The 23,054-nt window shown below is 43.5% G+C and carries 39 protein-coding genes; 13 read left to right on the forward strand and 26 right to left on the reverse strand.

Annotation, left to right across the window (positions count from 1 at the left end; translation table 11 throughout):
- Nucleotide 1 precedes the first annotated feature (1 nt).
- The 25 genes from B2866_RS10145 to B2866_RS10265 form a co-directional block, all read right to left on the reverse strand.
- Nucleotides 2-316 carry a Gp49 family protein gene (locus B2866_RS10145; protein ID WP_296193656.1) on the reverse strand — a complete coding sequence of 105 codons (315 nt, stop codon included), beginning with the start codon at nt 314-316 and terminating at the stop codon, nt 2-4.
- Nucleotides 317-389: 73 nt separating this feature from the next.
- Complete coding sequence (locus B2866_RS10150; RefSeq protein ID WP_296193661.1) at nt 390-1,652, reverse strand: P22 phage major capsid protein family protein; 1,263 nt, start codon at nt 1,650-1,652, stop codon at nt 390-392.
- 16 nt (nt 1,653-1,668) lie between these two features.
- Nucleotides 1,669-2,526 (reverse strand): hypothetical protein, encoded by an 858-nt coding sequence (locus B2866_RS10155; protein WP_296193664.1) that lies wholly within the window; start codon nt 2,524-2,526, stop codon nt 1,669-1,671.
- 208 nt (nt 2,527-2,734) lie between these two features.
- The gene (locus B2866_RS10160) at nt 2,735-5,029 is read right to left on the reverse strand and encodes a portal protein (RefSeq protein ID WP_296193666.1); all 2,295 of its coding nucleotides are present in this window, start codon (nt 5,027-5,029) and stop codon (nt 2,735-2,737) included.
- A gap of 11 nt (nt 5,030-5,040) precedes the next feature.
- On the reverse strand, nt 5,041-6,321 hold the full coding sequence (locus B2866_RS10165; RefSeq protein WP_296193670.1) for a PBSX family phage terminase large subunit: 1,281 nt from the start codon (nt 6,319-6,321) through the stop codon (nt 5,041-5,043).
- Complete coding sequence (locus B2866_RS10170) at nt 6,321-6,695, reverse strand: terminase small subunit (RefSeq protein ID WP_296193672.1); 375 nt, start codon at nt 6,693-6,695, stop codon at nt 6,321-6,323. Before B2866_RS10170 ends, B2866_RS10165 begins: the two co-directional genes overlap by 1 nt.
- Before the next feature lie 61 nt (nt 6,696-6,756).
- A complete protein-coding gene (locus B2866_RS10175) occupies nt 6,757-6,918 on the reverse strand; it encodes a hypothetical protein (protein WP_296193675.1) in 162 nt (53 codons plus the stop codon).
- Nucleotides 6,919-7,065: 147 nt separating this feature from the next.
- Complete coding sequence (locus B2866_RS10180; protein WP_296193676.1) at nt 7,066-7,470, reverse strand: antiterminator Q family protein; 405 nt, start codon at nt 7,468-7,470, stop codon at nt 7,066-7,068.
- Nucleotides 7,467-7,904 (reverse strand): hypothetical protein, encoded by a 438-nt coding sequence (locus tag B2866_RS10185; protein ID WP_296193679.1) that lies wholly within the window; start codon nt 7,902-7,904, stop codon nt 7,467-7,469. Before B2866_RS10185 ends, B2866_RS10180 begins: the two co-directional genes overlap by 4 nt.
- A gap of 43 nt (nt 7,905-7,947) precedes the next feature.
- Entirely contained in the window at nt 7,948-8,256 is a 309-nt protein-coding gene (locus tag B2866_RS10190; RefSeq protein ID WP_296193682.1) for a DUF968 domain-containing protein, read from the reverse strand.
- Nucleotides 8,249-8,665 carry a DUF3310 domain-containing protein gene (locus B2866_RS10195; RefSeq protein WP_296193686.1) on the reverse strand — a complete coding sequence of 139 codons (417 nt, stop codon included), beginning with the start codon at nt 8,663-8,665 and terminating at the stop codon, nt 8,249-8,251. The genes B2866_RS10190 and B2866_RS10195 overlap by 8 nt, the downstream gene beginning before the upstream one ends.
- On the reverse strand, nt 8,658-8,891 hold the full coding sequence (locus tag B2866_RS10200; protein ID WP_296193689.1) for a hypothetical protein: 234 nt from the start codon (nt 8,889-8,891) through the stop codon (nt 8,658-8,660). Before B2866_RS10200 ends, B2866_RS10195 begins: the two co-directional genes overlap by 8 nt.
- A gap of 178 nt (nt 8,892-9,069) precedes the next feature.
- Nucleotides 9,070-9,438, reverse strand: coding sequence for a VRR-NUC domain-containing protein (locus B2866_RS10205; protein ID WP_296193692.1), 369 nt, complete (start codon nt 9,436-9,438; stop codon nt 9,070-9,072).
- Entirely contained in the window at nt 9,435-9,605 is a 171-nt protein-coding gene (locus B2866_RS10210; RefSeq protein WP_296193696.1) for a hypothetical protein, read from the reverse strand. Before B2866_RS10210 ends, B2866_RS10205 begins: the two co-directional genes overlap by 4 nt.
- 337 nt (nt 9,606-9,942) lie before the next feature.
- The gene (locus tag B2866_RS10215) at nt 9,943-10,293 is read right to left on the reverse strand and encodes a hypothetical protein (RefSeq protein ID WP_296193699.1); all 351 of its coding nucleotides are present in this window, start codon (nt 10,291-10,293) and stop codon (nt 9,943-9,945) included.
- The gene (locus B2866_RS10220) at nt 10,290-11,039 is read right to left on the reverse strand and encodes a hypothetical protein (RefSeq protein WP_296193703.1); all 750 of its coding nucleotides are present in this window, start codon (nt 11,037-11,039) and stop codon (nt 10,290-10,292) included. The genes B2866_RS10215 and B2866_RS10220 overlap by 4 nt, the downstream gene beginning before the upstream one ends.
- A 13-nt stretch (nt 11,040-11,052) precedes the next feature.
- Nucleotides 11,053-12,408 (reverse strand): replicative DNA helicase, encoded by a 1,356-nt coding sequence (locus B2866_RS10225; protein ID WP_296193706.1) that lies wholly within the window; start codon nt 12,406-12,408, stop codon nt 11,053-11,055.
- The gene (locus B2866_RS10230; protein ID WP_296193708.1) at nt 12,405-12,917 is read right to left on the reverse strand and encodes a hypothetical protein; all 513 of its coding nucleotides are present in this window, start codon (nt 12,915-12,917) and stop codon (nt 12,405-12,407) included. Before B2866_RS10230 ends, B2866_RS10225 begins: the two co-directional genes overlap by 4 nt.
- The gene (locus B2866_RS10235) at nt 12,895-13,821 is read right to left on the reverse strand and encodes a hypothetical protein (RefSeq protein ID WP_296193711.1); all 927 of its coding nucleotides are present in this window, start codon (nt 13,819-13,821) and stop codon (nt 12,895-12,897) included. The genes B2866_RS10230 and B2866_RS10235 overlap by 23 nt, the downstream gene beginning before the upstream one ends.
- A 65-nt stretch (nt 13,822-13,886) precedes the next feature.
- Complete coding sequence (locus tag B2866_RS10240) at nt 13,887-14,336, reverse strand: hypothetical protein (RefSeq protein ID WP_296193713.1); 450 nt, start codon at nt 14,334-14,336, stop codon at nt 13,887-13,889.
- Nucleotides 14,326-14,520: a hypothetical protein gene (locus tag B2866_RS10245; protein ID WP_296193715.1), complete on the reverse strand. Its 195-nt coding sequence runs from the start codon at nt 14,518-14,520 to the stop codon at nt 14,326-14,328. The genes B2866_RS10240 and B2866_RS10245 overlap by 11 nt, the downstream gene beginning before the upstream one ends.
- Before the next feature lie 8 nt (nt 14,521-14,528).
- Nucleotides 14,529-14,765, reverse strand: a complete 237-nt coding sequence (locus tag B2866_RS10250) for a hypothetical protein (RefSeq protein WP_296193718.1) — start codon at nt 14,763-14,765, stop codon at nt 14,529-14,531.
- Nucleotides 14,766-14,773: 8 nt separating this feature from the next.
- A complete protein-coding gene (locus B2866_RS10255; protein ID WP_296193720.1) occupies nt 14,774-15,022 on the reverse strand; it encodes a hypothetical protein in 249 nt (82 codons plus the stop codon).
- Nucleotides 15,003-15,194: a hypothetical protein gene (locus B2866_RS10260; protein WP_296193724.1), complete on the reverse strand. Its 192-nt coding sequence runs from the start codon at nt 15,192-15,194 to the stop codon at nt 15,003-15,005. The genes B2866_RS10255 and B2866_RS10260 overlap by 20 nt, the downstream gene beginning before the upstream one ends.
- Before the next feature lie 197 nt (nt 15,195-15,391).
- Entirely contained in the window at nt 15,392-15,556 is a 165-nt protein-coding gene (locus tag B2866_RS10265) for a hypothetical protein (RefSeq protein ID WP_296193727.1), read from the reverse strand.
- 148 nt (nt 15,557-15,704) lie between these two features.
- Between B2866_RS10265 and B2866_RS10270 the strand changes: the two genes are divergently transcribed.
- The 13 genes from B2866_RS10270 (at nt 15,705) to B2866_RS10330 (ending at nt 22,049) form a co-directional block, all read left to right on the forward strand.
- Nucleotides 15,705-16,424 carry a S24 family peptidase gene (locus tag B2866_RS10270; RefSeq protein WP_296193730.1) on the forward strand — a complete coding sequence of 240 codons (720 nt, stop codon included), beginning with the start codon at nt 15,705-15,707 and terminating at the stop codon, nt 16,422-16,424.
- A gap of 337 nt (nt 16,425-16,761) precedes the next feature.
- On the forward strand, nt 16,762-17,163 hold the full coding sequence (locus tag B2866_RS10275; RefSeq protein WP_296193733.1) for a hypothetical protein: 402 nt from the start codon (nt 16,762-16,764) through the stop codon (nt 17,161-17,163).
- Between the two features lie 12 nt (nt 17,164-17,175).
- A complete protein-coding gene (locus B2866_RS10280; protein ID WP_296193736.1) occupies nt 17,176-17,334 on the forward strand; it encodes a hypothetical protein in 159 nt (52 codons plus the stop codon).
- A complete protein-coding gene (locus tag B2866_RS10285) occupies nt 17,331-17,675 on the forward strand; it encodes a hypothetical protein (protein WP_296193740.1) in 345 nt (114 codons plus the stop codon). The genes B2866_RS10280 and B2866_RS10285 overlap by 4 nt, the downstream gene beginning before the upstream one ends.
- Nucleotides 17,672-18,268 carry a hypothetical protein gene (locus tag B2866_RS10290; protein ID WP_296193743.1) on the forward strand — a complete coding sequence of 199 codons (597 nt, stop codon included), beginning with the start codon at nt 17,672-17,674 and terminating at the stop codon, nt 18,266-18,268. Before B2866_RS10285 ends, B2866_RS10290 begins: the two co-directional genes overlap by 4 nt.
- Nucleotides 18,265-18,477: a hypothetical protein gene (locus B2866_RS10295; RefSeq protein WP_296193744.1), complete on the forward strand. Its 213-nt coding sequence runs from the start codon at nt 18,265-18,267 to the stop codon at nt 18,475-18,477. Before B2866_RS10290 ends, B2866_RS10295 begins: the two co-directional genes overlap by 4 nt.
- Before the next feature lie 2 nt (nt 18,478-18,479).
- Nucleotides 18,480-19,463: an ATP-binding protein gene (locus B2866_RS10300; protein WP_296193746.1), complete on the forward strand. Its 984-nt coding sequence runs from the start codon at nt 18,480-18,482 to the stop codon at nt 19,461-19,463.
- Nucleotides 19,453-20,091 carry a hypothetical protein gene (locus tag B2866_RS10305; protein ID WP_296193748.1) on the forward strand — a complete coding sequence of 213 codons (639 nt, stop codon included), beginning with the start codon at nt 19,453-19,455 and terminating at the stop codon, nt 20,089-20,091. Before B2866_RS10300 ends, B2866_RS10305 begins: the two co-directional genes overlap by 11 nt.
- Nucleotides 20,092-20,099: 8 nt before the next feature.
- Nucleotides 20,100-20,315: an HTH domain-containing protein gene (locus B2866_RS10310; protein ID WP_296193751.1), complete on the forward strand. Its 216-nt coding sequence runs from the start codon at nt 20,100-20,102 to the stop codon at nt 20,313-20,315.
- A gap of 170 nt (nt 20,316-20,485) precedes the next feature.
- Nucleotides 20,486-20,737: a hypothetical protein gene (locus B2866_RS10315; protein WP_296193754.1), complete on the forward strand. Its 252-nt coding sequence runs from the start codon at nt 20,486-20,488 to the stop codon at nt 20,735-20,737.
- Entirely contained in the window at nt 20,730-21,335 is a 606-nt protein-coding gene (locus tag B2866_RS10320; protein ID WP_296193757.1) for an HNH endonuclease signature motif containing protein, read from the forward strand. The genes B2866_RS10315 and B2866_RS10320 overlap by 8 nt, the downstream gene beginning before the upstream one ends.
- Nucleotides 21,332-21,838 carry a DUF551 domain-containing protein gene (locus tag B2866_RS10325; RefSeq protein ID WP_296193760.1) on the forward strand — a complete coding sequence of 169 codons (507 nt, stop codon included), beginning with the start codon at nt 21,332-21,334 and terminating at the stop codon, nt 21,836-21,838. The genes B2866_RS10320 and B2866_RS10325 overlap by 4 nt, the downstream gene beginning before the upstream one ends.
- Complete coding sequence (locus tag B2866_RS10330; protein ID WP_296193763.1) at nt 21,831-22,049, forward strand: helix-turn-helix transcriptional regulator; 219 nt, start codon at nt 21,831-21,833, stop codon at nt 22,047-22,049. The genes B2866_RS10325 and B2866_RS10330 overlap by 8 nt, the downstream gene beginning before the upstream one ends.
- 244 nt (nt 22,050-22,293) lie before the next feature.
- Here the strand turns inward: B2866_RS10330 and B2866_RS10335 are convergent, their stop codons facing one another.
- Nucleotides 22,294-22,992: a hypothetical protein gene (locus B2866_RS10335; RefSeq protein WP_296193766.1), complete on the reverse strand. Its 699-nt coding sequence runs from the start codon at nt 22,990-22,992 to the stop codon at nt 22,294-22,296.
- Between the last annotated feature and the right edge of the window lie 62 nt (nt 22,993-23,054).

Here is a 23,054-nt window from a genome sequence, read left to right on the forward strand (position 1 = left end):
TTTATCCTTCTGATTTTGGGTTTTTACCTACTGGATTTGCAAGCCATTCATTGCGATGGTGTAAACGCTCGGCTAATAAATAACCCTCAAGCTCCCACAGTTTTTCGACCGCATTTTCGAGTGCGTATTTTTCACCAAGCTCTTTATCAAAGTTATTGGCATCTACGCAGGACGCTTCACCAGTGACTTTAAAATTACTTGGCAAGGTGATAACCGCTACCGTTAGCTTGTTGCCGAACACTGCATACTCGACATTGCTTTTAGCAACCAAGTCATCTAACTGGTCTTTAGTAACTGTATTTTTTGGTTCTGTCATTTTGTACTCCATAGATAAATAAAAAAGAGGTCAGTCGGATTTCCGACCAACCTCTAAACCACTGATAACGCTACTACGCAGTCGGCGCTAAGATACGCGCCGCATGATTACCACGGACAGTAGCAAAGCCGTATAGGACATCAATACGAGTACCTTCACTGTCGTTGATGAAGTCACCACCTGACTGTACACGTAGCGCCATTGTTGAGGCATTAACCGTGTAACCATCAAGACCTGCCAATACTTTCATTGGTGCAAACGCTACTGCAAATGCGTCTTTTTGGAAACATAGCGCTTGCTCAATCAGTGCGTCGCTATCCATAACAAACGTAATGGCCGCGCTCGCTGCTGGACTTGCGGTTACTGTGGCGTTAGCTTTTAGCTGAGCTGATACAGTTGCTGGAGTGATTTCAGGGTAGATTTTCAGCGTTGCAGTCGTTCCACCTGCCGTTACGTCCTCAAGTACCACAAATTGCAATGGTACGCTGTACGTTTGGCGCGTGATTGGGTGAATCTGCTCAACACCTGCAATCGTGAACACTTCGCCGCGTTTGATGGTTTGACCATTAGTTACGCCGCTTACGGTTAATGTATCACCTGTTTGACCTGCGCCTTCAACGGTCAATCCAGTCTTGCCATGCGAGCCTGTTAGCTGACGGTAGATATGCTCAGATTCGACAAACTCAAAGCCACGACTGCGACCGATATAGCCTTCTTTCCACTGACGGGCAATTTCAGCGGTTGGGTTAAACAATGTGCCTGCTGGGTCAACAATCGAGTTGGTTAGCTCAGATGACAAGAATGACATGCGGTCACTTGATGGTGCTAATGCGCGATTTAGCATGGTGCGAGCGCGTCCCCATGCTGCTGTTGGGTGTGCTTCACTTGCTTTCATTAATGCCATGTTATTTACTGACACGATAGCGCGTTGTAGCAAGTCAGCATCAATGCTTGTGGCCAATGAGTTAATAGCCGGTTGCAAAAAGCGGGTCTTAAAGTCTGTCATGTTCAGCGTAAGCTCAGCTGCGCCAAACTCTAAACCAACGTGCTTTTGGGTGTCAATCTTTAATAGGACTGACTTCTCTTGTGCGTTCTCGTCAGCATCGGCAGACTTGAACACATGACCTTCTGTAACGATAGGCGTTGGCGGAATACGGATTCGTACACTATCACCGACTTTATAGCCTTGCGTGTCTTTGTTAAATTCTTTCTCACGATTGCGGTTAATCGCTTTGATAAATTGCGATTCTTCAACCAACATTGCAGCCGCTTCTTTTGCGACCATTTCATGAGTTAAAATTTTGTTGCTGGTGTTTTCGCTGTAGTTTTTAGCCATGTTATATCTCTCTTAGTTATAAACCCCGCGAGCGCAGAAAGTCGTCATCTGACATACTGTAAGCGTTCTTTTTAATGGGTGCGTTTGCATTGGTATGATTTGGTGGTGGTGGTGCTTTACTCTGTCTTGCGGCTTTTGATTGACCACCTTTTTTGGCTTGTATCTGCGCGTGTATGCGTCCAAATTCAGCGTATTGCTTGGCTTGTGGCATGTCTGCGATTTCGTAATACAAGTCATGGTCTGCTGCAACGTGTTCAAGAATATCCATCAAGTCGTCACCCTGATAAAGCTCACTGGGGTCAGCTTGAATCGGCTTATCTTGCATAAGCTCAGATAATTGTTGAAAGTTCTCTTTAAACTCAGGATTTGCTTTAAATCGTGCGTTAAAGTTATCGACAATCTCAGCATTGCGCTGTTCTTGCTGTTTTGCTTGCTCACGTTGCTGTAAGCGTTGGTCAAGTTTCCAGTCTTGATGCTTTTCTTCATACTCTGCTTGTGCGGCAAAGTAATCATCTAGCCCGTTTTCGAGGTCGTAGTCCTCAATATTTGGCTTAACTGGTGCGCCGTCACTGCTCGCCGTCTGCTTTGGCTGCTGTGACTGTTGGCGTAATTGTTCAAGCTCTGCTTCGTACGCTTTCTTCTCAGCGACTAGCTGCTTGATGCGCTCACTTGCTCGACCGCCTTTCTTTTCGGGTTCAGGTTCAGCATCGGAATCATCGGTTGATTCATCATCCGCATCATCATTACCTTGCGTCTGCTCGTCCTGCTCGACTTCATCGGTTTCAACTGTTTCTGCTTGCGCTTCATCATGTTCGACCGCCTCTGTTGGCTCAGGTGCTTCGCTTACTTCTTCGACTGTGGTATCAAAAGCCATTGTTCTACTCTCCATTTACGCATGTTGTGCGAGGTTTACGTCACTAAGCGCAGTAATCCCAATCGTGACGGCATTGGGCTGCGAGGTTAATACGGGTATAAAAAAACCGCCCATTAAGGACGGTCTTGTTTGTCTTTCTTACGCTTTGAATGAATAACCAATGCTATATCGACTAGCAGCGCGATGGCTCTAATTAGTCTTTGTCGTTTCATAACATCCCCTCATCAGGCATCGGCATATCTGCCATTGGTTGCTCAAATTCATCTTGCGGCATTGGTTCGCCCATTGGCATTTGCTCAGGCATGACAGGCTGCTGCTCATCAAAGCCTTGCTCGGGCATCATCATGTCATCAGGCATTGGTTCTTGCATCATGTCAGGCTGTGGCTGCTGCATTGGTTCGTCATTAGACGTATAACTGTCTAAGTCCTCACCTTGCGTTGACCAGTCTTGCGGTGCGTTCTGCATTTCTGCCATTGCTTGTTGTAAGTCTGCTGTTCTATCTAAGATAGTTTGTAGCACACTGCTAAACGCCTTAACTTCCTCTTGGTCTGTACGTCCGGACTCTCTAATCTTAGCCGCCTCAATCATTGCGTCTGCTTTGATTTCTTCTTTTAAGACTTCGAGTTCTCGGTCTGCAGACTTATCGCTAAGCTCTTGTGACATTTGCTGTAATGCTTGTTCAGCTTGCTGCATTTGCTGCTGCATCTGTTGAATCTGCTGCTGTAGCTCAGGCGGCATTGGTGGCGCATCACCGTCATCATCTTTAAGCTGTGGCGGTAATAGCATCTTGAGCCTATCAGCTATCTTATCGGCGTCAGGGAAGTCAAACGCTCGAATAATCAAGTCACCTGATACTTCCATCAATGCTGGATAAGCACGTCCAAGCTCAATCAACACCTCACGCGCTTCTTCTCGCTGCGTGTTGTAGTCTGCACCTGCTGCAATGCGAATGTCGTACTTACCGACGGTCACATCGTTATACAAGCCGTTGATACCGACCTCAGCATCTTTAAGCTCTTTCTCGTACTTTTGTACTAAAGGAGATTCGGGGTCCATATTGATAACCAGTGTTTTATACACTTCATCATCTTGCGTAATGCGTAGCACACGTGGCGTATCATAGTAATGCGGTATCATCGACAAGATAACGCGTCCTAAATGCTCATAGGCTCGCTTAAAGTTATCAAGAAAATGGAAGTTACCCTGGTCGCTTTGGCGCTGCCTTGCCATGATTGCACGACCTGACGTTTCGTTACCTTGATTGCCAAGTGTTGCATCATTGATGTTCGTTGTGCCTTTGATTTCATCAGCACTGGTCATCACTTCACGCATCAAATCAGGCGAACCTTGATAAGCTGTGGCCATAAATGGTGGTGCTAAAGGCTGTCCTTTTTCATTGACTGACTTGTAAGGCAAAAACGTCATATTTGGATTGTTAATATCATTCCAATATGATTCGTAACCCTCAATGCTTTCACCATCAGCGACCCACGGTCTATTGCCCGCTTTTTGTAGCTGTTCTAGCTGTGCTGTGCGAGCATAGTTGTAGATAATCTGTGGGTCTTTGGCATTGGTGATTAGCGAGTTCCAATAGCGCTTATTCTTGACCCACTGTTCATCACCGACAACTAAGATAATAGGGATAAAATCCGCTTTAATCTCGGTCTGCTCAAGGATTGCATCACGCGAGCATTTGTACCACATGATTGTCTTTGTTTGTGTCTTGCGCTCGTTGGCAATGACTAAATCAGGATCACCTTCGTATTCGTCAATCTTAGACTTAAGCAGCGTTGTGCCGTCATCTAACAAGTAAAGCGTATCTTGCACGTACTCAACACGGTAATACTCAGCGACAAACACAGTATCTTCTTGCTGCCAATCCGTTGCCTCTGACATGTCGTCAACACTGACCGCTTCTTCATCGGGAAACTGACGCTTAAACTCGTCTTTGCTCATCCATTCGCCAGTTATGGCTTCGGTTGAGTCACTACCAAACGGGCATTTAATCTCAGGCGATAGATAAGTAGATTGCGGATTCTCAATGCGTTTGACCTTAATGTCTTGATTGAATGACAGCTCGTTTTCATAGTCAGTCGTGACGCGGTAAAAGCCAAAGCCACCCATAATAGCGCGGCCACCTGCCCAGTCAGTAGCAATGTCAGCACGGCTAGATTTCAGCACATACTCAAGCATGGCATCTTGAATCTCAGCCCTGCCCACATCGCTGTCATCTACTGGGATAGCGTTGAGCGTCATCTTGTTAGCGCGTAATGCGTTAGTCTGTTGATGCACGAATGACGCTATCTTGTTGATAGTAATACAAGGGCGACCTGACTTCTCACGAGCTAGTCGAGCCGCTGCGTCCCATTGCGCTTCTTTATTGACGCAAAACTCAATGTCGTCTGCTGCTTGCTCATAAATATCGTGCCAATAATCTTCGGCGCGTTTACGGAAATCTCGCATTGACTGCAAGATGTCTTTTTTATCTGTTTTATCAGTCATTGCGTATCTCTTTAGCCTTGCCACCCGCGTGATGCGATAGGCTTTGGTAGTTTGGGTGTTTTCTTAACGACCATACGGTCAATTGATAGAGCGACATAGCGTAGAGCATCTGCTGCGTGACTTGCCCAATCGTGGACTGGTCTTGGCTTAAACTCTTGCATCTTGTCGTTATATTCACGGCGGTAATTGCGGACACACTCAATACCACGAGCGCAGCGCTTTTCGTCAATCCATACGGTTTTCAGTAGCTGTCTTGTCGCATCAATACCATCGTCGATACTGATATTAGTAACCGTTGTAAAATCAATGCCCATCGTTCTTGCTGTCTCAAGCCGTGACTTACCACTGGTAAACTCACGTACTTTAATATCATGAGGTGCAAAGTGACCGCCATAATCGTAACCTTTGGATTTAATCAGCTTAATGTAATGGTCAATGCCCTCACCGTTTGCTTCGTAGTAATCCACCAAGCGCGGCTCTTTACCGTATATCTGAACAAACCAAATCACGGTTGAATCACTTACACCTAAATCCCACACGGTATAAACGGGCAATATGTCATCAACTGGCACACTCGTTATGCGACCGTCTTTCTGTGCCTTGTGTAGCTCATCTTTGTAGATAGCACCATCAGCGACTAGCTTTGGCTGTCCATCGTAGATATTGAGCCATGCGTCATAGTCATCACGCTTCATGTTCTCAGCTAAGCGTATAATCTCAGGCGGACAGTTTTTGTTGTCGTTGTAATTGACGCGAATCAGCGTCACATCATCACGCTTACCATCAAGCGTAGGTTGTATGTAATCATTCCACACCGCATCTGTGAGCAAGTAAGGGTTTAAGCTCATAATCACTTGGCAATCAGGCGTACGAATCACTGTTGGTATCAATATGTCCAATGACCGCTTACTGACTGTCTGCGCTTCTTCAATCCAAGTACGGTTACAACCCTCGAATGACTTGATTGTGTCTGCTGTATGCTCAAGTAAGCCGCTATACATAAATAGCGTACCGTTGACGCCGCGTATCTCAGTTTCTAAGACATTGTAAAAGCGGCCAAGATTCCAACGCTTAATGCGGTCTTTGAATAATTGATGCACTGATTGCTTGATTGAATTTTGCACTTCGCGACAACACAAGTTACGGTTGACGTTCTTAATGCCATCAATCAATAGATAGTCTGCAACTTCCCAAGATTTGCCACCGCCACGACCGCCATACAAGATACAAAAAAGCCGCTCACGTAAGTAAAGCGGCTGAAAGAGTGCGGATTTTTCCTCTGCTATATTCATTATTTGAATGAAATATCGATACTGATATTTCCCTCGGTCTTGGTTTCAGCTTTGTCTACAATCAAGCCTAGTAATTTAGCCTTGCCCATGCTGGCGGCAACCATCGGTGCGCCTTTGCCTTCTTCTTTGGCAATCTTGCGCGCTTCTTCGAGTTCATCGAGAATGTCATCGATGGTCAACCCATTGCGTTTTGCTATGTCTTTTTGCCCGGCTTTGATAGCTGCTTTGATGTCAACATTGGTCAACAACCTTTGCCCTTGTGACTTTGCTGTCTTTTTACTATATCCAGCTCTTATGGCTGCTTGAGTGGCGTTGTTATCAATTAGATATTCATCTTTGAATCGCTGCTGCTTAGCGGTAAGTTTTTTAGACATGCTCACCTCCAATCAGCGAGTATAAAAAATGCCCATCTAAATCAATAGTGGGCAAAAGGGGTTATTTATTAAAAAATGAATCCATGTCATCTACGTATTTTTGTGCGCCTGGATAACTTCTATCAGCGCGGCTTTTTAGGAAGTCGTACCAATAGTCCTTGGCGGTCTGCTTCTTACATTGCTTCCAACGATTAAAGACCTCAGCGTTGCTTAGATCGCACATATCAGCATCCCTGCCAAATCGTAGACGTAAAAAAGCCCCATCGAATTAACGATAGGGCTTAAAATCAAAAGGCTGCTTGCATAGAAACGTGCAGCATATACCTACCTTAAAGCATCTCACTTAGTTTGTCAATTAGTAGTTGCTTGATTAAATATCGTCCATCAACATACCCATGATTAACCCCTCAGTGTGCGCGATATACTCTCTTACTCTATGCTCACTTGCACGTTTACCACTATCGCCATATAAAAACTGTGTGAGATAACCCCTTGCTATCTTTTTTGGTATCTCGTTATAGACGTACTTCAATATAACGCATTGAGCATGAGCCGGTGCGTGTTTGCTTATCAACGCCATAATACGGTCAATCTTTAATGCCTGACTATCGCTTATCGGGTCATAGTCTAAATACTTAGCCTGTCGCTCACTCTCACTGTCACAAAATGGCGCTGAATTAATGAGCATCTGTGATGGACTAGCACAGCCCTGACTACCAAAATCCCTTGACCAAGCACCCCAAGCACGTAGCACATTCTGTATATCGTCAATCATTCCCCACCCCTAATCCAATGATAATCGTCCGGCTGTGGCAGCCATAATCCTTGCGCGTTATAAAAGTGATATATCTCGTGTAGATACTCACCCATTTGTTTTGTGCTTGCTTTGGTGGTGCTGAATAGTCTTGCTACGCCCTGCGCTAACTGCTCGTATTCTTGAACACTTAAATGCTTCTTAGCCTCATTCAGCGCGATAACCGTTTCCGCTGTCTCTAAGTCGTCACGCTGATAAATCCTGACCAAGTGAGCGCGTTTTAATATCGTGTGCTGCTGCTCTTTGGTGTTGCCGTCCTTACCTGCAATGATTGTTACCCATTTCCAGTAAAGCGAGTTTTGAGCCACTGACCGCGCGCGCTCCTTGCTAATCACTTCAACCGTTACAATCGTTTCGACTTCGTGGTTGTCTTTGTGCGCCTGGTACATCGACATAACGTAGGCGCATAGGTTGGTAAAAATATCTAAGCTAACGACCCTAAAAACATTCCGGATAGTTTTGAATGGCTGCATCCTCTGCCCTCCTTAGCGTTTCATTTGTGCTTTCTAGTTTTTCGGTGAACCACTCGAGCGATTGATTGCGGTCCATACCCATGAGCATCTGGTCAAATCTTTTATGGTCCGCATCACATAACGGTATCGTGTATTTATCATCGGCTTTAATGGACCGACCTTTGCCGTGCTCACTAAAGTTTGAATGAGCCGCCTGTGATCGCGGCCCCATACCACAAACACAACATGGTAAGGACCGGACCTTCTCAAGCCGCTTGTTATCGCGCTTACTCACTTTCTAGCCTTGCGATTTCATCATTGATAAAAGCTGCTACTGCCAACCAACCGTACGACCTGATGGCGGTCATCGCTCTGTAGATACCATGCTCACGATAACTAGCTATTTCTTTGACATTGTTATCCCACTCAAGGCTGTTAGGTTGCTCATTATCACCAGTTAAATATGCTCGTTTTGCATACCAAACCGCCTTTTTTAAGTCCTCAATATCATCAAACTTGCTGCCACAGCGATACAAATACTTGAAGCAATTTCCGCTATTGAACATCATAAAGTCAGTCACATCACAACACGGTACGCCGCTTGCGTCTTTGTAATGCGGCGGATTATTTACCATGTCTGCTTTATCGACACCGCTAAATGACGACTTTCTAAAACCGCGAAAACCACTATCCCAATCACTCATTCCCAGTACTCCCTTGCATCCAATCCGTTAATTTATACTCACGCTCAATGTAAGCCTGTTCTAGCAGCACCGATGACAAGCAAGCCGCCTTTGTACCTTTTGGCACTTTAAACGCTGCCACGCGCCGCTCAATGCCATTAATCACGCATCTGCCGCTTATCATTGGTAGCTTACTGCTGTCGAGCTGCGTTACTCGGTCTAAGCGCTTTCTTGTTTTGTCGTTCATTGTTTTTCGCCTTTCTGATTGCATACAAAATCATGGGTAATGCGGAATACATTGCGCTCCGTAAAATATTCCTTGTCATCATTCGGATATTTCCAACCTATCCGTGTTGGCTGAACCGATGAAACCTTGACCTGTTTTAAATCACCATGCCTTGACCAAACATCGTCTGTGTTAATCATTATTTGCCACCCATATAATCCGTTATCGTTTTTATCGCTTCATCAAATCCCTTGCAGACCACCGCTAAGTACCCCTCGCTATTTAGCATTTTAAGGCGCTCCTTTTGTTCATCTGATACTACGCCACCAGTTTCGGTTTTAAGCTCAATCCTCAGCCCGTGGTAACCATTTAGCGCTATATCCATCACTAAGTCTGGGTAACCTTTCTTCACTCCGCTGTGCTTTAACCCTGCTGCCACTCGTTTACTTCGTTTTTCGCCGTTTGGCACATGGACAAGGTAATCAGCTAGTTTTCTGCCCTTGTACGGATAATCTTTTGCCCATCGCAATATTTTGTTCTGTATCTGCGTTTCTGATAGTTCGGTCATTTGACTACCTCGCTATCGGTGCAAACATATATTTTCTTGCCGTACTTAAACTTGCCGTAGTCATCACAGTTTGATGCCGCTGATTGCCGACCCATCGAAAAGCCAAACATCAAACCAACGAGCCAAAAAACCAATATGCAGAACATAAAAAACCAAAAGCTATTCATCACCTACCCCTTAATAATCTGATTAAACGTGGTTCGGCTCATAGTCTCTTTACTGCCACACGTGTAAGTGATGACCACAGTGTTTGTCTTTATCCACTCCATGCGCTGTACTGTTTTATTGTTTGCTATGTTTTTCATGCGACCCTCCCAATCAAATAAACCAAAAGTAAAAATATCGGTAATGCTAAAACGTATGTGCTTGCTGCTTTGTGATGCCACTTAACCCTAAATACATAACCCCTACGTTTGTTGTGAGACATACGCGCAATCGGATAAGACACGATAAGCGAGCACAAAAAGTAGGCGACCATAAGTCCGATTACTAAGTTGTTTGTATTCATGCCCTGACCACCGCATAACTATTAACCAAATCAATTTTTGCGTCCGGATGTTCTTTGCGTATGTCGTCACAAAACTCATTGCCAAAACCGAATATCACCTTGGACAAATCACCCTTGCCGCCTCTGTCCTTGAAAACCATGCTTTGCAATCCGCGCTTGTGTCCGTCCATGTCCATGATGTGTAGCGTCACTTGAAACTTGCGGTCTTTCTTCATAATCCGGCGGCGCTTTGATTTAATCCATTGGCCGGTAAATTCGGCTCTATCCGCTGCTTTTTTGTAGTCGTCATCGTGAAGAAATATCTTGAAGCAACCGTCAAATACTGGTTTAAATGCTGTTTGGCTCATGCGCTCATTCTCCATTTTATAAGTGCCTTAAATACGCGATCATCAATTTCATGCCGCCACTCAATAGCTTTATTCTTAACGTAAGCCTCTTTTGCCTCAACATAGAAGCTATGCGCCTCTGCTGCGCAGTCGCTATAACCTAGCGTTTTAATCCTTCCATTTACGCTCATTGCCGATACAAATTTACCCATAACCTTGCTAAAACTAACGCCTATCGGCAGTATGTCGCTCGTATTTCCACTCGAAATAAAAAGATTGTTTATCTGACGTGGCACAAAACAACAGTTATCCTCGCTATAAACCTTATTACCCTTAACTAAAATATCTTTGTCTAACTGATAACCTTTTTTATAGCCGCCCTTACCGTGAAACCATGCTGCAAAGTTTTGAAAGTTATGCCACCTATCATCCACAGAGCAATTGATATAAGTCGGGGCTTTTATGTGCGAATTTTCACTGTAGCAGCGCCTAATCATGTCAAACCAGCATTGGTATTCAGGACTAATCTTGCCGTTATCGCTTTGACACTTATAATTACCTTCTCCTAAAAACCCAACCCCAAAAACACTTTTAAAGTACGGGTTGCTAAAAGTACCGCTTCTTAAGTGATCTGCACGAACAGTTCTTTCATACCCAACACCGTCCAAAAACTTAATCAAGACTTCATAGCAGTTTATATATTCAAGTACCACACAGGAATCGCCTTGCTTAGACTTGAATAAATCATCTTTTTTTATAGTATTCATAATTACTAACCCCTTACTGATTTGATTTATAAGCTGGAATATCGTTAAAACTACTATCAAATGGCATTGAGTTGCTAAAGCGACCCAAGTGACCCTCAAAAGCCAATCGCGCCACACCTGTTTTGGCGTTACGGTTTTTGGCGATAATAATATCTGCCATGCCGTCTAAATCATTACCGCCGTCTTTTTGCTTGTAGTAATCTTCGCGGTACGGGAATAAGACAATATCCGCGTCCTGTTCAATCGTGCCAGAATCGCGCAGGTCGCTCAGAACCGGCCTTTTATTTGGCCTACTCTCTACTGAGCGATTAAGCTGTGATAACAAAAAAACTGGACACCCAAACTCACTACCTAGCGCTTTTAACGTACGGGTAACTACACCAATGCGCTTAACTGAATCATCACCATCAATGCCTCCCATAATTTGCAGATAATCAATGCCGATTGAGCCAATCTTTCCATGCTGACGCTTCATTTTATTTAGATGCGTTCTGATTTGAGATAGATTTATATTCGGCTTTCTAACTATCTCTAAGCGCATATTTACTTGGTCGGTTGCAAATCTTTGCAATGCAGCCGCTTGATCCTCGCTTAGCTTGTTTTCCACTAGATTGTTAATCGGTATGCCGGTCTCAGATGCCGTCAATCTATTCATTAAATCCGACTGCTCCATTTCGATACTAAAAAATACCGACACACCCTCTCTATACTTTGATAAGTGCGCTTGAATATTCATGACTAGCAGCGACTTACCCATGCTCGGCCTAGCAGCAATCACAACTAAATTCCCCTCATTGACGCGCATCAAGTTATCAAGCTCAGGAAATCCGGTATCAATGTAAGGCTTAGCGCCGTCACTAGCTGACTGCATACGCTCGATTAAACCTTTCATCATGTCGTCAATTGTGAATACTTCTTGCGTATCGCCTTGCTGCTCTAGGTTTGATAACTCGCTCACCAGTGTGTTATTAACATCATCTACCGGCTCGTTATCTTCTAAACTTTGAATAGCGCGTTTAGCAGCCTCTAACGACTTTCTACGCAAAGCGCTTGCGCGTATCAGTTCGGCATGAGCTATCAACGACCGTGGCATTGCTGTTGGTGCGGCGGCTGCCTCTGATAGTCGCTTGTTGATATAACTTAGGTCGCTACTGCCTGACTTACTCTCTAGCAAATCAGACACCATCAATAAATCATGTGGCTGGTTTTGTTCTGCAAGTTCGGTAATGGCCGCGTATATCACTTGATGTGCTGACGATTCAAAATCATCTTTAACAATCAGGTTGCTAATAACGTCGTACTGTTCCTCATACATCATCAGCGTTGATAAGACGGAGCGCTCGGCGTTTATGTTATTTAAGATAATCACTTTTTATTCTCCGCCAATATCGCTCTGATTTTATTCAAGTAGTGATTTGCTGTTTGTTCATCACAAGCCACTGGTTGAGCCTCATTTGCAATCTGCGGTGACTGCATAGGTCTAGCGATTAAACCTTGTGAGTGTAATTTGCAGACGCTTGGGTAATGCTTTTGCCACAAGGGATAGGTTTTTGCCTCTGATTGCTCGCGCATTGCGCCTAAACCGACCAGTTTGGCTGTGTAGTAAAGTATCCCTTCGCTATCCCATCTGTGATGTGCTGCGTCGATATAAGCGTCGTACATATCAGGGTAATTAAGGATTGGATCAATGCGCCCTAGTGCGAGAAAGTCGGCTGGGGCTGTTGGTAACCAAGTTAATCCATAAGATTTGCGCTTGGCCGCCTCAAACTCTGACTTCGTTATCTGCAAATCTGTTAGTACCATTGCCCATAAATCCACAGTGTCAAACCCCCAGTCCTCTGACTTCATTTTTGACTTAAAGATTTTCTTCCATGTCATAAACATTTCCGCAATACCCATCACCAACTGCTTGCTCGGTTGGCTGTCCGTATCGCTCGTTGTATTGCTGTTCGAGCATGTTGTTGTAACTATCGCTTTGTGACTGTTTTGGTTGTTCATAATTGTTCACCTGATTATTTGATTGTTGTTTGCGGTTTCTTTCAAAGACCCCTTGGTATTGCCCCGTGATTGAGTAGTCCAAAGATTCGTTTGCATCAAAACCGTTTGCGTCAAACTCTGTTAATTTACTAATCAATCTTTTTGCTGCTGTCTCTGTGAGTGGTTTTTTAATCTCCTTTCTCATTGCGACAAAATCATTCCAATTTTCTTGTTTGATAAAACTAGGTATTGGATAAGTCAAAGCGTCAAATTTTGGTTTGGGTTTTTTCGGTTTCTTCTCTTGTGTAATATTCTTGTGTAAAGGTTCTTGTGTAGTAGTTCTAGTGTGTAGGACTATTTGACTAGGCTTGTCGGACAAATAGTCCTGACTTGTGGACAAATTGACTTGGCTTACGGACAAATTGACTTGGCTTGTATCTTCCAAGCTAGGACTATTTGACTTGGCTTCACCACCTACCAACTCTTTAATTTTTGTAATATTAAGGGTAAATTCGTGCATATTATTAAAACTTGGCGTCATGGTTATAACGCCAATTTCGCTTAGTTTTTCGACTGACCTTTGGATTGTTTTAATACTCAATCCAGTGCCATATCGTCTATCGTTTGCAAATTGCGAATAGGCGATGGTGTCCTCGTTGCGACCCCAGCCACCAGTCTTAGCCCAGATAAATTGTAGGCAAGCATAAGTGTTACCGTTTTTTAGGACTTTCTGCATTTGAAGTATGATGTTTGGCACTTGCATAAATTCATTCATCACTAATTCTTGCCTTTCTTTATCTAACATGATTAAATAACTCCCATTAATCATTCGCCTGATTGATACGACCCATTATTTGCGTAATGGGTTTTTTATTTCTCTGAAACTCTGTACGACACACCTGAATTTGCGCCGTAACCTTGTCTTTGCATGTCGACCCTGATACCCAGCCGTCTAACATCGTTGACAATCTTGCTTACGTACTTTCTGCATAGCGGTACTTCGTCCACGTAAATTATTTTGCCGTCTAATAAATCGTTTCTTACCTGTTGAGACAAAGAGACTTCTTTACGCTTGTACTTCGGCATGATTATTTTCTTATCTATCTTTGGTGCGACCCTCTTTGTGTCAGCTAAACTCCAAACGATAGGGTTATTCATGCAATTAGCTTTAAAGCCCATCTTTATTAATGTCGCTTTGACCGATGATTGATTTCTAATCTCTTTAAACTCGCTATGGCGTATTTCTCCATAAGCGGCTTTACGCTCAACGATTTTTGCGATTCTGTTATAAAGTGGGTGTGTTGGTTTCTTACCGATCATTGCTCATACTTCCTTTACTTAATTCAACATTGTTGAAGCTGAATACTTTGCCGCTATTGACAGCCTGTCTTACGCCGTACTTTTCTATATATTCATCAATGGCGGCTTGGTCTTTACTGATACGCGCATAACTTGAATGAGCTGGCATAATTAGCTTTTTAATTCCTGCGTTTCTCGCTCTCATAACAACCTCTATAAAATTTCTTCTGCTAGAATCCAGCCGACTATCGCTTTGCCTCGGCATACCGTTAAAATATCTAGCTCATACTCCCCTTTTAGTAACCTGATTGCGTATCTTGTACCCTCTGGACCAACCCCTAACCCTAGCGCCTCAAAGTCCAACCAATTTAGAAACTGACCTTTTTTAAACTTGCTGCAAATTACGTCTAAGTTTTTACGCAGCTCTGGGTCTCTGTTTTTATGAGACATGATTAACCTCACATAAAATGAAATAACATATAAATAACGATCATTAAGCCAAGCGTGTTAGTAGATACCCAAACATTGCGCCAAAAGCGTTCGTTCAATCGCTCTTTGCGTAACTGCTCGTCTAAGCGTGTGCGAGCATTGCGGTCTGCGATACGGTCACGAGCGACCTGCTCTTTGCTTTGCTGCATTGCAAAATGGGCTTGGCGTTCGTTCCAAAGTGCATCGCAAACTAAAGGTTTATTGGTTGTTGATTTCATTGTCGTTGTCCTTAACTTCGTTATTAAAGTGATTGATAGCGCCGTCTAGTAGTTTTAACTTGCGCTTTATCTCTCTGTCCTTGCGCTGCTTCTGTACTTCCTGTGCGTGTCTAATCTCACGCTCCCAGTCTGCGATTTCACGCTCAGTCATTTGCGTTCCCTCCGTTCTCATGGATTTTATAGTTCGCTAGTTTTTCAAATGCCTGTGCTTTAAATTGAAGTTGTAAGCACTGGTTATCTAACTCAGCTTTAACGATGTTACGAACCCACTCACTTGCTGAAATGTTCTCTTGAAGTGATAGGTTTTTAATAACATCGACATACTCAGTAGGTAGATGGCAAGTAATGCAGTCGTTAAGTTTTGGCTTACTAACCATGTTCTACATCCTCCAACGGTTGCGGGTCATCAGTTAAGAAAACATCGCGGTTATCGAGCTTTACTTGTGCAGGGATACCGCGAGTTAGCCAGTTAAATACGCATTGATAGCTCACACCGAGGTAGCTTGAAACAACACCAACCCCTCCGAGCTTCATAATTAAGTCTCTATCGTTCATAGTCTTGCCCTTTCATCGTTTTGTTTAGTAGATATTAAACAAAATGTTTAAAGAGGTCAAGTGTTTGTTTAACAAAAACGTCTAAATAATTGTTTTAATGTCATAAACTTAAACAAGGTGTTTAAATATGAATGAGACGCATCCAACAATGGCAAGGGTTTTCGAGCAGACAGGACTAGAGCCGTCTGCGCTTGCGCTAAAAATCAACGCATCACCACAGAACATTACTAACTGGTCTAAGCGTGGAATATCAAAAAAGGGCGCGATGGAAGTGTCGCGTGTTTTTGGTTTGAGCTTGGATTGGGTGTTGACTGGAGAGGGTGAGATTAAGAAGGCAAATCACAGTGATTTAATGCAGATGATTAAGGATATTGAAAATGCAGATAAGAATGATAAAAGCCCTATGCCACAAGGAACGACTGGCGCACGAATGGCTAGTAGGTCTAATATGGTGCCTGTTTTGAGCTGGGTGGCGGCTGGCAGTTGGTCAAACACTGAGCCGGTAACGATGGACGACATCATAGGTGAAGCACCAAGACCACCGAATCTATCTAAGCATGGGTTCGCTTTACGGGTACAAGGTCGCTCTATGCTGCCAAAATTTGAGCCTGATGACATTATCTATGTTGAGCCGCAAACTGGGCTGCTTGCACTCAAAGATAGCGATCTAGTGGTGGTGCAATGCAATGACGATACTGAGGCCACATTTAAGCAGCTCGTGATAGGTGAAACGTTTGATGATATGTACCTAAAGCCATTAAATCCTGATTGGCATGAGCAAAAAATGATGCCAATGGGCGATTGCAACTTGGTAGGAAAGGTGGTGGGTAAATATGTCGAATTCTAATGATTGGGCTTATATTTGGGTGTGTCATTTAATACGACACTCGAAGCCCATCAAGAAATTACCGCTTGGCTGGTGCGTCTATAGAGAGGCGCTAGACTGGGATTAAAATAAAAAAATATTAAGCCGTCCTTTATAGGGCGGTTTTTTACGCCTATTAAAAATCATTTTGTTTAAGTATTTAACGTTTTGTTTAAAAAGTGGTTGACACCTTAAACGTTTTGTTTAATAATACACATATCGCAAGGCAAAACGCAGCGATTACCAAATTTAAGACGCAAAAAAGCCCTGCTATCCGACCAAAGACAAACAGGGCTTACCTACTAACTAAGGAATGATTATGACAGCAATTATAGAGCAAATCAATACTGAGCAACTGGCAGCAAAGCTAAAAGAGCTGCAAGCCGAGTTTAAGCATGGCGACCTGATGGAATATCTCAGAGCCAAGCCGCTAAACATAGACCTTGATGTCAATAAAGATGACATTGTTATCAGCTTTGACCTAAACCAAGACAATGCTATCACGGTCGAAATCAAAACAGATTACAACCGTGGCGAATTGGTCAACGTAGAAATCAGCTACATCGAAGTAGACAACATTGAAGATACTTACTTTATAGATGATGAAGATAGCGACCTGCTACTACAGTGCAAACGCATTATTCATGACGCGGTGCATTACAAGCTACTCGATGAAGATAGCGAGATTAAAACCAACTTTTACGATGACGTTTACGCATAAGGAGCGCAGATCATGAAACTTTGGGAAATCACACACATTATGGACGGCGTGACGATGGTTGAGCGCGTAGAAGCTGGCTCAAAGATGGAAGCTCGCGGCGTACTGGTCAGGCATTATCTAAGACAGCTTGACCTTGTATCGGTTGTTGAAGTCGAAGGAGAAAGCGCATGAGCAATGAATTAGTAGGTATCGCGCTTGTAGGCGGCTTACTGTGGGGTGGTATCGCTTTTGCGATGCTACCTAGCGCAGTCGATAAAGAATACGACAGCAAGCAAGCATCCGTCATCAATCACAAGTACGACAATTTGGATAATCAAGCCGACATTGACGACGATGTGACTTATCAAGCAATCGACGGCAAGGCTTACAAGATGGTTGACGGCTTAGCAAGTAATGAATGGGTGCCGCTGACTAGCGACGGTTATGTTGACGACTACGACCAGTCTGCAAAGGCTAGAGAGATTAAAGCGGCTAATGAAAGTTTGAGACGGATTAAGGCAGGTGATGTATGAGTAAGATTAAAAAAGCAGATTTACTGCAATTAGTGCAAGAGCAAGCAGAAATGATTGCTGAACTATCAGGAATGGTTGAGCTTAACAAGATGTCGATTATCAAGTTAGAAAATGAGCGCGAAAAACCACAGCTCAAGCAACTAGACCAAAGCGCGTTTAAAAACATGCACGAAAGATGGAGATTTGCAGCGATTGACGCAGATGGTAGCGCGCATAGGTTCAGCAAAGAGGTCTTTCCCTATAAAGAGGGTTTTTGTTATGAGGGTGACGACTACAGTGAGTTTAAGTTTTCATTGATTGGCGAAGGCTACGACACCTCAAACTGGCAAAACTCGCTAATTGAGCGTGATACAACTAAAGAGCTAACAGGTAGTGAGCTTTGTAGGGCGATGTTGAAAAATCAAGTTTATGTGCCTTGTTTTGTTTCTGATGTTTCTGAGGCTCATGCCATTGAGCGCAAACAAACAGCGATGATAGATAAGGTTTATTCAGGACTGCCCTTTATTTTTAGAAGTGGATATAACGGCTGGACTTACGTCGTCCCAATCAACAACCAAGGCGAACCGTTGACCGCAGCGGAGGCAGGATTATGAATCATCAAGCAGACAACTGGGAATGGGCGCAGCATGACGTACACGACACGTTGAGCTGCAAGATGACTGATAGCGAGCAAGCAGCGTTTATCAAGTCACAGCAAGAGATTAGCAGCCGTTTGGGTATGACGTTTGATGAATTGATAGCGTCAATGCAAAGCGGTGAAATGAAACGACAGGCAATCAAACAAACAGAAAAGGAATCTTAATCATGGCACTTAATATCGTTACGTCAGTACAGCCGTTAAATGTTGAAAACATCATTACATTTATCTATGGCGACCCTGGCATCTGGAAAACATCATTAGCGTTTACCGCTAAGAACCCTATCCTTTTTGACTTTGACAAAGGTGCACATCGAGCAGGCGCTTTTCGTAAAGACACAGTGCAGATCGGCTCATGGAATGAAGTAGCAAGATTTACAGCGCAGGACTTGCAAGGTTACGACACTATCATTGTGGACACAGCCGGACGCGCATTAGACATGATGACTGACAGCTTAAAAGGCGATAGTCGCAATACCCGCCGTGACGGTCAATTATCAATGCAAGGCTATGGAAAACTTGGCGGTATGTTTACCGACTGGCTCAAAATGCTACGCGGTATGGGTAAAGATATTGTGCTACTCGCTCACGCCTCGGAAGATAAAGACGGCGACAATGTTATCAAGCGACCTGATATGGTCGGCGGTAGCAAAAAAGAGGCTTACAAAGTCGCTGATATGATGGGCTATATGACCATGCAGCAAGGTCAAAACGGCGCAGTCAGAACGCTTAATTTTATTCCGCACCCTGCTTACTTAGCCAAAGATAGCGGACAGATTGGTAATATCGTTATTAACTCAATGACAGACGCGCCCAATCAGCTAGCGGATATTATCCAAGCAACCAAAAACCACATTAACAGCCTATCAGCAGAAGCAGCCAAGGCTCAGCAAGACCTTGATGACCTGCGCACAGAGCTTGTCGGCGCAGAGGACGCAGAGCATATCAATACGTTAATTGACGGGCTTAAAGTTAATCATCCGCTGTATAAGCAAATGCGCTCAGATATATGGAATGCAGCACAAGCCATGCAAGGTATTCAGTTTGACGATGCAGCAAAGCACTTTGTTGACGTGGTTGAAGATGTAGTTGCAGATGACGAGTTTGAGCCTGCTAATGAACAGGAAGCAGAGGTCGCCAATGTCGAATAATCGCATATCAGTGACATGGCTTGATAGCTATCAGTATTTTTTAGATAGCGAAATGTCGGAAGATGAATTGTATGAGCGCTTTTACGGCGCTTTTACTCAAAACCCTGCTATGGCAGCAGGGACGGCTTGGCATAAGCACTTAGAGCAGACGAATAACAGTCATAGTATTGTTGAGATGGACGGCTTTACGTTTAACTTAGATGCTTTATTCAATTCAGATGATACGCATGTTATCTGTCTTGGTCTGCCCTACGAGCGTGAGAATAAGCACGTTATGCAGCTAATAGATGGTGTGGACTTGGTGGGCATGATTGATGTTGAAACGCCCTACACGGTCTATGACCACAAGCTGACTGGTAGCTATAAACCTGAGCGCTACTTTGACGCTTGGCAGTGGCGAGCATACCTGACCATGCGAAATAAAAACCAGTTTACTTATCAGGTTTTCGAGTGTAAGCCAGTGCGTGAATATGGTCAGACGGTAGAAATCAAAGACTACCACACGCTTGATATGTATGCGTATGAGGGTATGCAAGACGAGGTTAAAGCAGTGTTGGCCGACCTAAACAATCTAATCAACAAATGGCGCTCAGAGGGTAAACCCTGCAAGCGTGACTACAGTAAGTAGGTGCAACCATGACCAATCCAAAAAACCGCGACCAACTGCTTGAGACGGTCAAGATAATATTTGCCAGTGACGAGCCGTTATCTACAAGTCAGATAGAGGCTAGAGGTAACATGAATCGACGCACAGTACAAAGGCATATAAAGCGACTTGGTGATGCTGGCGTAGTTGCGATAAAGAAGAATCAGTATGACACCCGTGAACTGGTATGCCATAGATTGATTTAATTATCCTGCGTGGGAGCTAATACACGCCGTTACCGCCAGTAGTGACGACAGAACGCTGGCCGCCGAGATTGACACTCCTTACGTGCTAAGCATGTGCTTTGAAAAAGCAGTCAAGGCAAAGCCGAATGACTCACGATACGAGTCATCTATTTTATATGAGGATAATAACTATGAGTAATGCACGCAGAGATATTCACGCAGTAATTGGCTTTTCGCACGATATGCTGAACAACTTAATGAATCCCGACCTAACACCTGAGCAGCTAGACGCTGAGATTGCTAGAGCAAAGGCTGTCACCCCTATTATTGCACAGGCCATTGATGGTGAGCGCGTTATCAATGAGCGCGTAAAGATTGTCAGTGAGTACGCCCCTGAAAAGGTGGTCGATGTCATGCGTAATCAGGCGCTTGGTTATGATTAAGTGCAGTGTTTACAATAAAGATTTGGTTGATTGGGTTCGTAGCAATCAAAAAGGTATATCGAGAGCTGAGCTTACCGCCAGGCTAAACAAGCGGTTTGATACTGATTTTAGCGTTAATGTGGTGTCATCTTTTTGTAGACGGTGCGGATTTAAAAGTGGCGTTAATGCTGGTCAGCTTAAAAAAGGCGGCATACCCTGGAATAAGGGTAAGCCACACCGCACTAATTCAGACTACTTTTTTAAAAAAGGGCATGGTGGATTTAAGACAAAAGAAGTCGGCGCTGAGAGATTTTGCAGCAAAGATGGTTATGTAATTATCAAGACCAAGCAGCCGCGAACCTGGCGACGCAAACACGTTGTTATATGGGAGCAGCATAACGGCAAAATACCCAAAGGTCACTGCATACGGTTCTTAGATAATGATCGTACTAATTGCAATATTGAGAACCTGGTGTGTATCCATCGGGGCGTCAATGCGGTTATAAACCATCAAAACCCCACTAACACTGATAATCCTGATATTAACCACGCCATCATACTGACCGAGAAAATAAATCACACGATTAAAAATATAGATAGATATAGGAGTGAGCCATGAATAATTTACCATTACAGCCGTTGAAGTGGTCACAAAACAACTATGCAGAGATTGTGACGCATACAGCCAAATCGCCACTGCATGACTACACCATTCGTTATGACGACTTAGAAGGTGCTTATCTGATTGACTACTACGAGCGCATGACTAACGAGCATGGAAACGAGTTTTTTAAATCAGTTGATGAAGCCAAGAATTGGGCGCAATCAACGCACTATAAAGACAAGATGCAGCCGTATATTAAGCCCTCGCCTACTTGGATAAGCGTTAAAGATAAGCTACCGACCCATCATCAAGACGTTATCGTCTATCGCTATGATGGTGAGCAAAGCAGCATTGAGCACTCGTTATATTTTGACGGTGAAGTAATGAAAGGATTTGGCAACGTGGCAGATGAAGAAGGGTTTTTTGATGATGTTTATTATTGGCAGCCGATAGAGACAAAAGCACTCTATGAGGCAATGGCAATGCAGTTACAGATTAGCGAGGCAGCAGATGACTAACTTACGGAGATTACGAATCGAGCAAGTGGTTGATAAAATGGCAATACCAAAATCAACCATCTATGAGAAAATAAAAGCCGGTACCTTTCCGGCCCAATATAAAGACGGGACCTCGTCTTTTTGGTTTGAGCATGAGCTTGACGCATGGCTAATAAAAGTGCATGATTTGCACATTGAACCGGCGCCGGTACCAGAGCATGACGAGGCTTGATATAAATTAATAACAGTAAAATTAACAGTAAACTAAGTTATTGGGATTAACTAAAACAATACTATCAATGACTTAGGTATTTAATTAAGTACCGACCACCGGTACCATATACGAAACCCTCGCAATCTATCGATTACGAGGGTTTTTTATGGTTTGCTGTTTAAAATTGGCTGTTCTATCAAAAAAAGACCACGCTAAATTGGCTAAGCGAGGTCTTTTTTAACAGTGGATGGTGTATTTAATGCTACTCGGCTTCATCTAGCAGTTTATTAACCGCATCTGCCATGTCGTCATCTATGATGTTGTCTTCTATATAGTCCACGAGCTCATGAATAGTAGTCAGATCCATTTCTCGAATACCCAAGCCTGCCAGTTGCTCATTAATAGACGCCAAGCTCTCAGTACCCTCAGGATTTTCTAGTAAATGCTCATCAAAGCTCTCACTGACAAGCCAATACATTTTTTCTAACACGCTCTCTCTTCTCGTCAAGGTAGAATAATTATCGCCATGGATAAATAAATTAAAATGATAAGGTATTTCTATCTCATTGATAAAAAAAGTACGCTTACACTCTAGGGTATAGGCTTGTACTTGTTTGTCTTCAGCGCCTTCTACATCACTTGCATCTTCTGCAATTTCTTCTTTTACCAAGCCTTCTAATATCTCATAACGCCCGACTTTGACTTTGTGGTTATAAATAATACAAGCGTCCGCAATCGCATCAAAAATCACCGCACTAACATCCAACGTATGGTCGTCGATATCATAAAACGCTTTTAAAAAAGGTAAGAACTCTGTGAGTTCATCTTCTGGCACTTCGGTCAAAAACTGCTGCTCGTAAATCGTAATCATGTCGTCAGGTGAATAGGTATTGGCGGTATTGGTCTCATTTCTGCCTGTTGGTTGCAAGGGTATCAGATTATATGGATTATTATGGGTCATGCAGGACTGCCTTTTTATTGAGGTAAGCGAAAATCTATGTCGTCTATTATCTCTTATTCAGC

Source organism: Psychrobacter sp. UBA3483, assembly GCF_002377905.1.
In the GTDB taxonomy this organism is placed as follows: Bacteria; Pseudomonadota; Gammaproteobacteria; order Pseudomonadales; family Moraxellaceae; genus Psychrobacter.